Source organism: Halospina sp. K52047b (assembly GCF_008709855.1).
Lineage (GTDB): Bacteria > Pseudomonadota > Gammaproteobacteria > Pseudomonadales > Oleiphilaceae > Halospina > Halospina utahensis_B.
Map to the genome: position 1 here is coordinate 55,145 of NZ_VYJH01000008.1, position 12,367 is coordinate 67,511.

Below are 12,367 nucleotides of genomic sequence, written 5' to 3' on the forward strand. Positions count from 1 at the left end.
CGTGAGCCATGAGTTCGTACGCCAGATTGCGTTTGAGCCGGATCACCTGAACCGCCGTGGCGGGTGGATGAGCCGGCTGCACCTGGACCCGTGGTTACTGCTGTTGCTGTTCCTGATCATGGGGGGCGGGCTGGTTGTTCTGTACAGTGCGGGCGAGAATGGCATGGCCATTGTCCAGAGCCAGGCGCTGCGCATTGGGGTGGGACTGCTGGCGATGCTGTTCTTCGCGCAACTGGATCCCATGCTGTACCGGCGCTGGTCGCCCTGGCTGTATCTGGCCGGCATTCTGTCACTGGTTCTGGTGCTGCTCTTTGGTGCCGGTGCCCAGGGGGCCCAGCGGTGGCTGGCGCTGCCGGGGCTGCCTCGCTTCCAGCCGTCCGAGGCAATGAAGCTGGGGGTTCCCCTGATGGTCTCGTGGTTCCTGGCCCAACTGTCACTGCCACCCAGGCTGTTGCCCATCCTCATGGCCCTGGGGCTGACCGCGCTGCCGGGCGCGCTGATCATTGCTCAGCCGGACCTGGGGACCGCTGTACTTGTCATCGCCTCCGGTCTTGCCGTGCTCTTCCTTGCCGGGCTGAGCTGGAAGCTGATCATGTTGATGGTGGCCGCGGGCGGCGCCTCCATACCCATGCTCTGGCTGTTCGTGATGCGGGACTACCAGAAGGAGCGGGTGCTGACGCTTCTCAACCCCGGCAGTGACCCGCTTGGCGCTGGCTGGAACATCACGCAGTCCAAGACCGCCATCGGCTCCGGCGGCCTTCACGGCAAGGGCTGGGGAGAAGGCACCCAGTCCCATCTGGATTTTCTGCCGGAGGGCCATACGGATTTCATACTGGCGGTTCTGGCGGAGGAGTTCGGGTTTGTGGGGGTGACCCTGCTTCTGGTCCTTTACGCGCTGGTGGTGATCCGCTGCCTGTACATCGCGTCCATGGCGCAGACCTCGTTCAGTCGCCTTCTCTCCGGCGGGCTTGCCATCATCTTCTTCATGTATGTGGTCGTGAACGTCGCCATGGTCAGCGGTCTGATGCCGGTGGTGGGGGTGCCGCTGCCGCTGGTCAGCTTTGGGGGAACGTCCATCGTGACGCTGCTCGCGGGCTTCGGTATTCTTATGGCCGTGCACACCCATCGACGCATGCTGGAGTCCTGACCCGATACCATGACCCGTTTCCCGATTGTTCTGTTGATCGCCCTTTTCAGCCTGTCTGTGATGGCCGCCACATCGGACCGGGAGCGGTTTGTTGAGCGCATGGTCCGGGAGGAGGGGTTCGAACGCGAGCAGGTGAACGCATGGTTGGATGCCGCCCGCCATGATGAGGCAGTGATCGAGCGCATCAGTGCCCCCGCCGAAAAGGTACTGGAATGGGGTGAGTACCGCGGAATCTTCCTGACCCCGGAACGGGTCAAGCAGGGGCGGGCCTTCATGGCGCGTCACCGGGAGACTCTTGCCAGGGCTGAACGGCGGTATGGTGTGCCCTCAGAGCTGGTTACGGCGATCATCGGGATTGAGACGTTCTACGGCCGTCATGCCGGAAACGACCGGGTGCTGGACGCCCTGTTTACGCTGGGTTTCGGCTACCCGCCCAGAGCCGATTTCTTCCGCGAGGAGCTGCGCCACTTCCTCTTGCTGGCGCGGGATCAGGGGTTTGACCCGCGCGATCCCATGGGGTCCTATGCGGGCGCCATGGGGTATGGCCAGTTCATCGCCAGCAGCTATCGGCACTACGCTGTGGATTTTGATGGTGATGGCGTCGTGGATCTGTTCGACAGCCCAGTGGATGCCATTGGGAGTGTCGCCAACTATTTCCACGAACATCACTGGCATCCGGGAGCACCGGTGGTCATGCCCCTGGAGCAGTGGCGTGGGCCCGTTGGCGAGACCCGGCTGTTGCGGTTGACCGTGGAGGGCCGTCAACAGGACTGGATCGCGCATGCCAACTTTGACGTCATCACCCGCTACAACCACAGCGACCTGTACGCCATGGCGGCGTGGTCGCTGGCACAGCGTCTGCAGGAGGCCGCACTGGATGAGTAGTGGGGCCCGACTGCTGTTGCTGGCGCTGGTGTTGCTGGTTACCGGATGTGCCGGTACCGGGCAGCGTCAATCCGATGACCGTTACACTCTGTCCCAGGACACTGGCCCGGATCGGGAACTCGACATTGCCAGCATCGAGGAGCCGGAACCGCGTTATGAACCCCCCAGCAAGGGCGGCAACAAGTCACCCTACGAAGTCTGGGGCAAGACCTATGAAGTCATGGACTCCGCGGAGGGGTATGAGGCCCGGGGGCGGGCCAGCTGGTATGGCCGCAAGTTCCATGGCCACCTGACCTCCAACGGTGAGACCTACAACATGTACGAGCTCAGCGCGGCTCACCGCAACCTGCCCCTGCCCACCTATGTCCGTGTCACCAACCTGGAGAACGACCGCTCCACCATTGTCAGGGTCAACGATCGCGGTCCCTTTCACGGCGAGCGTCTGATTGACCTCTCGTATGCTGCGGCCAAGGTGCTTGGATTCGAGGGCCAGGGTACGACGCGTGTGCATATTGAGGCCGTTGCGGCCAGCCCCGATGATTCGGGCGCCAGTCCCGAGGCCAGGGGAGGCGAGACCGGAACCGCTGAAAAGCCCGCATTACCATCGGGAAACAAAGAGGACCGTCTCTTTGTTCAGGTGGGCGCATTTGGTAACTTAACCGCCGCCACGCAGCTCAAGGCCCAGCTTCACATGGTGACAGCCGGCGACGTCCACCTGGTAGAGGGTCGGAACGGTGAGCAGATCCATCGTGTCTGGGTTGGCCCTTTCCGGGAGCGGGGAGCGGCCGAGCAGGCTCGCCGCGCCATTGAGCGGAACGAGCTGGGGCAGCCCATCATCATTACACGGCCCGTCGGTAGCACGGGCTGACCATCAGGACGATACAACCATGCGTAAGCTGTTCTCGATTCTACTGGTTTTCTGCATTGCTTCCGCGGCGGCGCCGCTTCAGGCATCGAGCCTGATACCGTCGCCACCGGAGCTGGGTGCGGACTCCTACATTCTCATGGATATCCAGAGCGGGCGGGTCCTGGTCGAGAAAAACGCGGATCAGCGGGTGGCACCGGCGAGCCTGACCAAGATGATGACGGCTTACATCGCGGACCGCGAGATGGAGGCCGGTCGCCTGAGCATGGATGAGGAAACCACGGTGAGCGTCAATGCGTGGAAGACCGGCGGCTCCCGGATGTTCCTCAAGGAAGGCACCAAAGTAACCGTGCGGGAACTGATGCACGGCATCATCGTGCAGTCGGGCAATGATGCCAGCGTGGCGCTGGCGGAACACATTGCCGGGGGCGAGGGCTCATTCGCCCAGATGATGAACCAGCAGGCCAGCCAGCTGGGAATGGACAATACCCACTTCACCAACCCCACCGGCCTGCCTGACCCGGATATGTACACCACGGCGCGGGACATGGCACTCCTGTCGAGCGCCAAGATCCGTGATTTTCCGGATACCTATGATCTCTACTCCAAGCGCCATTACACGTACAACGGCATCCGCCAGCCCAATCGTAACCAGCTGCTCTGGCGTGACAAATCCGTCGACGGGCTCAAGACCGGGCATACGGATGACGCGGGCTACTGCCTGGCGGCATCCGCCGAACGCGACGGCATGCGCCTGGTCAGTGTGGTTATGGGAGCCGCCAGCGAAGAAGCCAGGGCGCGTGAGTCCCAGCAGCTTCTGAATTACGGTTTCCGTTACTATGAGACCTTCCGTCTTTACGAGGGCGGGGAAAAGGTGACCGATGCCCGGGTCTGGAAAGGTGCTGGCGATCGGGTGGATCTTGGTATTCAGGAAGATCTGTATCTCACGGTTCCGAACGGATCGCGGGAAGAACTGGAGCCTGCCGTATCCGTTGAATCCGTCCTCGAGGCCCCGATCGAGCGCGGTGAGGTGTTCGGGGATCTGACGGTGACCCATGAAGACAGCACACTCGCCGAAAGGGAGCTGGTGGCGCTGCATTCCGTGGAGCAGGGTGGGCTTTTCCGCCGCCTCTGGGACACCATCAAGCTGTTCTTCCTGGGGCTGTTCCAGTAACCTAGGGGCATGAGTGAAGGCCAGAATCCCCAGATCGAGTTCCCCTGTGACTACCCGATCAAGGTGATCGGGGATCACAGCGAAGATTTCGCACTGACGGTGACCCGGGTTGTGCAGCAGTTCGACCCGGCGTTTGACCCGGCGACACTCACCGCCCAGCCGAGCCGCAACGGCCGGTTCATATCGGTTCGCGTTACTCTCAGGGCCACCGGTGAAGAGCAGCTGCAGAACCTGTTCGCGGCACTCAAGGCCACCGGTCAGGTTCACATGGTGGTCTGATGGGCCAGTCTGTCCCCCCTGCTGAGGAGCCCCGGTTTGAGTGGCTCGGTCGGCGCGCCTATGAGCCTGTTTTTGAGGCCATGAAGGCCTTTACAGACCAGCGTGATGGCAACACCCGTGACGAGTGCTGGCTGCTGGAGCACGACCCCGTGTTTACCCAGGGCCAGGCCGGCCGGGCTGAACATCTTCTCTGGCCGGGCGATATACCAGTGGTCCAGGTCGACCGCGGCGGCCAGGTCACGTTTCACGGCCCCGGCCAGCTTATGCTCTATACACTGATTGATATCCGCCGTCGCGGGCTGGGCGTGCGCCAGCTCGTCAGCCTGCTGGAAGACACCACCGTGGCAGTGCTGGCACACTGGGGTATCGAGGCCGCCCCCCGCCGGGACGCGCCCGGTGTCTACGTGGCGGGTGAAAAGATCGCCTCACTGGGTCTGAGGGTGCGGCGTGGCTGCGCTTACCATGGACTTGCACTCAATGTGGACATGGATCTCTCACCGTTTCAACGGATCAACCCCTGTGGTTATGCGGGCATGCCCGTCACCCAGCTGCGGGATCAGCTGGGTGAGAGCGTGTCTCTGGGCGCGGTATCGGATGTACTCCAGCGGACCCTGCTGGAGCGGTTGCAACAGGCCGGGAGCGAGTGAATGGGCTCCGAGAAGAAACGCAGTTCGGTGTCACGCATCAAGACCGGCAGCTTTGAGCGCCGCCTGAGCCTGACACGGGCCGGGCTTTTCGCCGGCACCCGCATGGCGGGCCATTACGCCACCAACTGGTTTGGAAACCGTGAGAGCCGTCAGCAGCGCCGCAGCGACATGCTGTCACGCCAGGCGCGGTACCTGGTGGAGGAGCTGGGGCAGCTCAAGGGCAGTGTGGTCAAGATCGGCCAGATCATGGCGCTCTATGGCGAGCATTTCCTTCCGGAGGAAGTCACCGAGGCCCTGCACACCCTTGAGGATCGCACCACCTCCCTGGAGTGGGCCACCATCGAGCGGACCCTGAAGGCGGAACTGGGTGAGCAACGGCTGTCCGAGCTGGAAGTCGACCCGGAGCCCATTGGTGCTGCCTCACTGGGCCAGGTGCACTGGGCACGCCGTCGTGAGGATGGTGAGGAGCTGGTTCTCAAGATCCAGTACCCCGGCGTGGCCGATGCCGTGGACTCCGACCTGAACTCTGTGGCCCAGGTGCTCAAGATGGCCCGTGTGGTTTCCTGGGGGCCGGCTTTCGATGAGTGGCTGGAGGAAGTCCGCGCCATGATGCACCGGGAGGTGGACTACCGCCTGGAAGCCCGCACCACCGAGTCATTCCGGCAGAAGCTGTTGGATGATCCGCGTTTCATCGTGCCCCGGGTCGTCGAGGAATACTCGAGTGACCATGTGATTGCGTCGACCTACGAATCCGGTCATCCGGTGGGCTCCGAGCCGGTCCAGTCTCTCTCCCTGGAGCGGCGCTCCGCGCTGGGTAAGGGGGCGCTGGAGCTGTTCCTGAGCGAACTGTTCATCTGGAACGAAATCCAGACCGATCCGAACTTCGGGAACTACCGGATCCGGCTGGCCGAGGAGACCGGGGATCGGGACTGCATTGTGCTGCTCGATTTCGGGGCGGTGCAGCGGTATTCCGATGAGTTCCTGGGGCCGGTCCGGGACATGATCCGGGCGTCCTACGAGCAGGATCTGGACGCCGTCATTGAAGGCGGTATCAAGCTCAACTTCATGCAGGCTGACTGGCCCCGGCCGGTCCTCGAGCGGTTTGGCGGGGTCTGTATGCGGGTGCTCGAGCCGCTGAGTGGCGAGGCCATAGAGAAGCCGGACTACGCGGTCAATGAGCGTGGTGAATACCGCTGGAAGCAGAGCGACCTGCCCAACCGCGTGGCGCGCGAGGCTACCCGGTCCGCCATCAACCGTTACTTCCGTATGCCCCCGAAGGAGTTCGTCTTCCTCAACCGCAAGCTGGTGGGCGTCTACACCTTCATCGCCGTGCTGGCGGCGGAGTTCGATGGCGAACCGGTACTGCGCCACTATCTCTATGGGGAATCCGGGAGCACCTCCGGCTGACCGCGGATTCCATGCTATCCTTGCGCCCGAAACAGGCATGATCCGAGGAGTCAGCAATGGAGAAAGTAACGATCTACGGCCGTATGTCCTGCGGTTTCTGCAGCGGCGCACGCCGCCTGTGCGAGACACGGGGCCTTGAGCACGAATGGGTCGATATGATCTCGGAAGGACTGGACAAGCAGGATCTGAGCGAGATCGCTGGAACCCCCGTGCACACGGTACCGCAGATCTTTGTTGGGGACCGTCATGTCGGTGGTTTTGACGAGTTCACCCGGTACATTGAACAGAACCAGGCCTGAATCACCACGAGGGAGGAAATGCGGGTATGGCCGATGACGAGAACATGAAACGCCCGGAAACGATTCCGGAAGAACGCTGGAAGCAGCACCTGGACTGGATGCAGGTCACGGGGAGCACTCTGGATGAACATCTGAAGGAACAGAGCACCGGGGAACTCTGGAAACAGTTCCAGCGTCGTTCCATGACCCGGCGCCGCAGCGACGACACCGGGTCCTGAACCGCCTCACAGCTTGAAGTCGGCCTTGAGCTTCTTCTCCACGGGCCGGTTCTCAAGCTTCGCCACCTTGGGCAGGCCCTTCTCGAACGGCGGGAAGGCTTCACCCTGGATCAGCGGCTCCAGGTATTCGCGGCAGTCCGCCGTGATGCCGAAACCCTCATCCGTGGTGTAGTGGATCGGCATCTTCTTCTCCTGGTTGGCCACCTCATTCAGCGGCGCCTCACTGATGTGCCAGCGATAGGGGTCGGACGATTCGCGCTTGATGATGGGCATGATGCCGTTGCGGCCTTCCAGAGCGTAGTTCACGGCTGCCTCACCCACGGCGTAGGCCTGCTCCACATCCGTCTGTGACGCAATGTGGCGCGCCGAGCGCTGCAGGTAGTCCGCCACCGCCCAGTGGTACTTGTGCCCCAGTGACTGCTTCACCATGTTGGCCAGTGTCGGTGCCACGCCGCCCAGCTGGGTATGGCCGAAGGCGTCCTTCTGGCCGGCTTCCGCGAGGAAACGGCCGTCCTCGTACTGGGCGCCCTCCGAGGCTACCACCACACAGAACCCGTGATCCTTCACGCACTGGTCGACCTTGTTCAGGAACGCCTCACGTTCGAAGGGGTGCTCCGGGAATACGATGATGTGCGGCGCGTCCCCCGGATTCTTCCCGGCCAGCCCGCCGGCGGCGGCGATCCAGCCCGCGTGGCGGCCCATGACCTCGAGGATGAAGACCTTGGTGGAGGTGTCGCACATGGACTGGATGTCCAGGCTCGCCTCCAGTGTGGAGGTGGCCACGTATTTGGCAACGGAGCCAAAGCCCGGGCAGCAGTCGGTGAAGGGCAGGTCGTTGTCCACTGTCTTCGGGATGCCGATGCAGTTGAGCGGGTAGCCCATGCGCTCGGCCATCTGGGAGACCTTGAAGGCTGTGTCCTGGGAATCGCCACCACCGTTGTAGAAGAAGTAGCCGATGTCGTGGGCCCGAAAGACTTCGATCAGTCGCTCGTACTCATGGCGGTTCTCATCAATATTCCGCAGCTTGTGGCGGCAGGACCCAAAAGCGCCCCCGGGCGTGTGGATCAGGGCGCGGATCTCGTCATCGGTCTCGTAACTGGTGTCGATCAGCTCCTCCTTGAGGGCACCGGTAATACCGTTGCGGCCGGCGAATACCTTGCCGATACGGTCGCCGTGTTTGCGGGCAGTTTCGATCACCCCCGCGGCGCTGGCGTTGATGACCGCGGTCACGCCCCCGGACTGGGCATAGAAAGCGTTCTTGGGCGCCATGTTGTTGAGCCTCCTGCAATCGACTGAATGGTGACGCATGATACTTGAAAGCACCGTGGTTGTGCATGATCCACAAGGCATTGGATTGGGTTTATCCGGGATTTCCAATACCATGGCGTGATCCATGGGCAACGGGCCGGAACGGCGGACTATGCACATCCATATTCTTGGTATCTGCGGTACCTTCATGGGCAGCCTGGCGCTGCTGGCACGCGAGCTCGGGCACGAGGTGACCGGTTCGGACGAGAACGTCTACCCGCCCATGAGCACCCAGCTGGAGCAGGCCGGCATCGGTCTGCACGAAGGCTACACCCGTGAAGCTCTGAAGCCCGCTCCGGATCTGGTGGTGGTGGGCAATGCCCTGGGCCGGGGTAACGCGGCCGTGGAGTACATGCTCAACCGCAACATGCCCTATGTGTCAGGCCCGGAATTCCTGGCCCGGGAGGTCCTGAACGGGCGCTGGGTGCTGGCCGCGGCGGGGACCCACGGTAAGACCACGACGGCCTCAATGATGCTCTGGATCCTGGAGCAGGCGGGGTTCGACCCGGGGTATCTGATCGGCGGTGTTCCCAATGACTTTGAGCACTCCGCGCGCCTCGGCAGCAGCGATTTCTTTGTGGTGGAGGCGGATGAGTATGACAGCGCCTTCTTCGACAAGCGCTCCAAGTTCGTCCACTACCGCCCCCGGACCCTGATCCTCAACAACCTGGAATTCGACCATGCGGACATCTTCAACAGCATTGAGGATATTGAACGCCAGGTGCATCACCTGGTGCGTACGGTGCCAGCGACGGGCCTGATTGTGCGCCCGGCGCGCGATCGCAACCTGGATTCCGCCCTGGCGCTGGGCTGCTGGACGCCCATCCAGAGTACTGCCATTGGTGGCGAGTCGGATCTTGCCAGCTGGCGTGCGGAACTGACCGCCGCCGATGGGAGCGAGTTCATGGTGGTCCACAACGAGCAGCCCGTGGCACGGCTGCGCTGGAACCTTACGGGCCAGCACAATGTCCGCAACGCACTGGCCGCCATCGCCGCCGCCAAGCACGTCGGGGTGACGCCCGATCATGCCATCGCGGCCCTGCAGCGTTTCGGTGGTGTGAAGCGGCGCATGGAGCTGATCGCGGACGTGGGTGGCATCCGTCTCTACGACGACTTCGCCCATCACCCCACCGCCATCGCTACGACTCTGGACGGGCTGCGGCATCAGGTGGGGCAGGATCCGGTTGTCGCAGTGGTGGAACCACGCTCCAACACCATGAAGCAGGGCCATCACAGCGCCCGCCTGCTGGAATCCACCATGCTGGCGGATCGGGTGGTCTGGGTGGACTACGATGAACAGGACTGGCTCGCTGCCATGCTGGACGGCGCCGACGGACGCCACAGCCGTTACAGCGTTATGGAGGAGCTGGTCTCCGGGCTCTGTGGTGACCTTCCCCGGCCCTGCCACATCGTACTGATGAGCAATGGTGGCATGGGCGGGCTGCGCGAACGGCTCAGGAACCAGTTGGAGACCTGTTTTGGCTGAACGACCCGTGGTCAACCTGGCCATGACCGGCGCTTCGGGCGCCCCCTACGGGCTGCGGCTGCTGGAGCAGCTGATGGCGGCCGGCTGTGAGGTGCGCCTGATGATCTCAAAGGCAGCCCAGGTTGTGATCAGCACCGAGACGGACCTGCGCCTGCCGGGCAGTACCGATGCGGCCACACGGCTTCTGACGGAACGCTGTGGTGGTGAGCCCGGGCAGTTGACCCTGTTCGGGCGGGAGGACTGGTTCGCGCCGCCAGCTTCCGGTTCAGGGCCGAAAGCGCCGCTGGTGATCTGCCCCTGCAGTACCGGTACGCTCTCGGCGCTGGCCAACGGCGCCAGCGACAACCTGATCGAGCGGGCAGGGGATGTGGCTCTCAAGGAACGGCGCCAGCTGATCCTGGTGCCCCGCGAATCCCCCTATTCCGAAGTCCATCTCCAGAACATGCTCACGCTCACCCGCATGGGCGCCACCATCATGCCTGCGAGCCCGGGCTTCTACCATGAGCCGCAGAGCGTGGGAGACCTGGTGGACTTCATTGTGGCGCGCCTCCTCGACCACCTGGGCGTGGAGCAGACCCTGGTCGGGCGCTGGGGCGAGGCGCGGCTGGCCATGAAACGTGACGCCAAAGGAGAGCAGAACACCGATGAGCGGGATTGACTGGCAGCAGGTTCCGGCCGCCATCTGGCGATCGCAGCGCCAGGAACTGAGGGCGGTTACCCACCCGGACCCGGTGCGCTGGGATGACCTGCACGGCATTGAGGCCCAGAAAGAGAAGCTGGCCCACAACACCGAACGCTTCCTGGATGGCAAACCAGCGAATCATGCGTTGCTCTGGGGCTCCCGGGGTACCGGCAAGTCCTCGCTGGTGAAGGCGCTGCTCAACCGCTACCGGGACCAGGGCCTTCGGGTGATTGAAGTGGACAAGGACGACCTGGTCCACCTGCACGAGATCGTGGACCCCATCCGCGAATGCCGCGAGCGCTTCATCATCTACTGCGATGACCTCTCCTTCGGCACCGACGATCCGGGCTACAAGCCGCTTAAGAGCGTGATGGAAGGCTCCATCGAGCTGCCCCCGGAGAACGTCCGGGTCTACGCCACCTCCAATCGGCGCCACCTGATGCCGGAATACATGAAGGACAATCAGGACACCACCATGGTCAACGGCGAGATCCACCCCTCCGAGGCCGTGGAAGAGCAGGTCTCGCTGTCGGATCGGTTCGGGCTCTGGCTGTCGTTCTACCCCTTCGATCAGGACACCTACCTGGAGACGGTGGATGCCCTGTTTCCGGACGTTCAGGACCGGGAAGCCCTGCACCGGGCGGCGCTGCAGTTCGCGCTGGCCCGGGGCGGGCGCAGTGGGCGCACGGCCGAGCAGTTCCGGCGCGCCTTCAGCGGTGAATTCGGCTAGTACTTCCAGCCAACCCGATTGAACGCTTTGGTCATTGTGGCGGCTCCGGCGCATCGCGACACTGAGCGCGACCGAAACAACAATACCGGAGTCCGCCCCGATGCTTTCACGCCCGATCTACGACAGCGACGTCCACCAGTTCCGCGATACCGTCGTCCGCTTCCTCCAGAACGAGGCGGTGCCCTACCACGACCAGTGGGAAAAGGATGGCCAGGTCAGCCGCGAGCTCTGGGAAAAAGGCGCTGAACTGGGCCTGCTGTGCCCGTCACTGCCCGAGGAATACGGCGGTGCCGGGGTGGACTTCCGCTACAGTGCCGTGGTGATGGAGGAGGTCAGCAGGCTCGGCCTGTCCGGGATCGGGTTCTTCCTGCACTCGGATATTGTGGCCCCCTATATCCACCACTACGGCACTGAGGAACAGAAGCAGAAGTACCTGCCGAAAATGGCCCGTGGCGAGATGATCACCGCCATTGCCATGACCGAGCCCGGCGCCGGCTCCGACCTGCAGGGCATCCGCACCTCCGCCATCTGGGATGGCGAGCATTACGTGCTCAACGGGTCAAAGACTTTCATTACCAACGGTCAGATGGCGGACCTGGTGATCGTGGTGGCCAAGACCGACCCCAAGGAGGGCGCCAAGGGCACCAGCCTCTTCCTCGTGGAGGCGGACTGGCCGGGCTTCGACAAGGGCCGCAATCTGGATAAGGTGGGCATGAAGGCCCAGGACACCTCGGAGCTGTTCTTTCAGGACGTGAAGGTACCCAGGGAGAACCTGCTGGGCAGCGCGGAAGGGCAGGGCTTCATGCAGCTGATGCAGGAGCTGCCCCAGGAGCGCCTGCTGGTGGGGCTGGTGGCGCTGGCCGCCTGCGAGGGCGCTTTCGAGTGGACCCTGGATTACGTGAAGGAGCGCAAGGCCTTCGGCAAGCCGGTCATCGGTTTCCAGAACACCCGCTTCAAGCTGGCCGAGCTCAAGGCGGACATTACGGCCGGACGCACCTTCGTGGACCGCTGCCTGGAGATGCACCTGGAGGGCAAGCTGGACGTGCCCACCGCCGCCATGCTCAAGCAGTGGAGCACGGACCTGCAGTGCCGGGTGATGGACGAATGCCTGCAGCTGTTCGGCGGTTACGGTTACATGACCGAGTACCCCATCGCACGGGCCTGGGCCGACGCCCGGGTGCAGCGCATCTACGCCGGCACCAACGAGATCATGAAGGAGATCGTCGCCCGCTCGCTCTGA

General features: G+C 63.2%; 14 protein-coding genes. 13 read left to right on the forward strand and 1 reads right to left on the reverse strand.

Going from position 1 to position 12,367, the window contains the following annotated elements; all coding sequences use genetic code 11:
- Position 1 precedes the first annotated feature (1 nt).
- Genes rodA through F3089_RS11010 form a run of 9 tightly spaced genes read left to right on the forward strand, consistent with a single transcriptional unit; the run spans position 2 to position 6,921 of the window.
- Positions 2–1,147 carry a rod shape-determining protein RodA gene (gene rodA / locus F3089_RS10970; protein WP_340162441.1) on the forward strand — a complete coding sequence of 382 codons (1,146 nt, stop codon included), beginning with the start codon at positions 2–4 and terminating at the stop codon, positions 1,145–1,147.
- Between the two features lie 9 nt (positions 1,148–1,156).
- Positions 1,157–2,032 (forward strand): lytic murein transglycosylase B, encoded by an 876-nt coding sequence (mltB, locus tag F3089_RS10975; protein WP_151440851.1) that lies wholly within the window; start codon positions 1,157–1,159, stop codon positions 2,030–2,032.
- A complete protein-coding gene (locus tag F3089_RS10980) occupies positions 2,025–2,900 on the forward strand; it encodes a septal ring lytic transglycosylase RlpA family protein (protein WP_151440852.1) in 876 nt (291 codons plus the stop codon). Before mltB ends, F3089_RS10980 begins: the two co-directional genes overlap by 8 nt.
- A gap of 19 nt (positions 2,901–2,919) precedes the next feature.
- Positions 2,920–4,071 carry a D-alanyl-D-alanine carboxypeptidase family protein gene (locus F3089_RS10985; RefSeq protein WP_151440853.1) on the forward strand — a complete coding sequence of 384 codons (1,152 nt, stop codon included), beginning with the start codon at positions 2,920–2,922 and terminating at the stop codon, positions 4,069–4,071.
- Positions 4,072–4,080: 9 nt separating this feature from the next.
- Entirely contained in the window at positions 4,081–4,350 is a 270-nt protein-coding gene (locus tag F3089_RS10990) for an HP0495 family protein (protein WP_095617973.1), read from the forward strand.
- Entirely contained in the window at positions 4,350–4,997 is a 648-nt protein-coding gene (gene lipB / locus F3089_RS10995; protein WP_151440854.1) for a lipoyl(octanoyl) transferase LipB, read from the forward strand. Before F3089_RS10990 ends, lipB begins: the two co-directional genes overlap by 1 nt.
- The gene (locus F3089_RS11000) at positions 4,998–6,404 is read left to right on the forward strand and encodes an ABC1 kinase family protein (RefSeq protein WP_151440855.1); all 1,407 of its coding nucleotides are present in this window, start codon (positions 4,998–5,000) and stop codon (positions 6,402–6,404) included.
- Positions 6,405–6,460: 56 nt separating this feature from the next.
- Complete coding sequence (locus tag F3089_RS11005) at positions 6,461–6,703, forward strand: GrxA family glutaredoxin (protein ID WP_151440856.1); 243 nt, start codon at positions 6,461–6,463, stop codon at positions 6,701–6,703.
- Positions 6,704–6,729: 26 nt separating this feature from the next.
- A complete protein-coding gene (locus F3089_RS11010) occupies positions 6,730–6,921 on the forward strand; it encodes a hypothetical protein (RefSeq protein WP_077528693.1) in 192 nt (63 codons plus the stop codon).
- A 6-nt stretch (positions 6,922–6,927) separates the two neighbouring features.
- Here the strand turns inward: F3089_RS11010 and F3089_RS11015 are convergent, their stop codons facing one another.
- The gene (locus F3089_RS11015; protein WP_151440857.1) at positions 6,928–8,190 is read right to left on the reverse strand and encodes a 6-phosphofructokinase; all 1,263 of its coding nucleotides are present in this window, start codon (positions 8,188–8,190) and stop codon (positions 6,928–6,930) included.
- A 151-nt stretch (positions 8,191–8,341) separates the two neighbouring features.
- Between F3089_RS11015 and mpl the strand changes: the two genes are divergently transcribed.
- From mpl to F3089_RS11035, 4 genes are all read left to right on the forward strand, one after another.
- Positions 8,342–9,715 (forward strand): UDP-N-acetylmuramate:L-alanyl-gamma-D-glutamyl-meso-diaminopimelate ligase, encoded by a 1,374-nt coding sequence (mpl, locus tag F3089_RS11020; protein WP_151440858.1) that lies wholly within the window; start codon positions 8,342–8,344, stop codon positions 9,713–9,715.
- Positions 9,716–9,737: 22 nt separating this feature from the next.
- On the forward strand, positions 9,738–10,373 hold the full coding sequence (locus tag F3089_RS11025; RefSeq protein ID WP_225741741.1) for a flavin prenyltransferase UbiX: 636 nt from the start codon (positions 9,738–9,740) through the stop codon (positions 10,371–10,373).
- Positions 10,360–11,127: an ATP-binding protein gene (locus tag F3089_RS11030; protein ID WP_151440860.1), complete on the forward strand. Its 768-nt coding sequence runs from the start codon at positions 10,360–10,362 to the stop codon at positions 11,125–11,127. Before F3089_RS11025 ends, F3089_RS11030 begins: the two co-directional genes overlap by 14 nt.
- A 100-nt stretch (positions 11,128–11,227) precedes the next feature.
- Positions 11,228–12,367, forward strand: coding sequence for an acyl-CoA dehydrogenase family protein (locus F3089_RS11035; protein ID WP_151440861.1), 1,140 nt, complete (start codon positions 11,228–11,230; stop codon positions 12,365–12,367).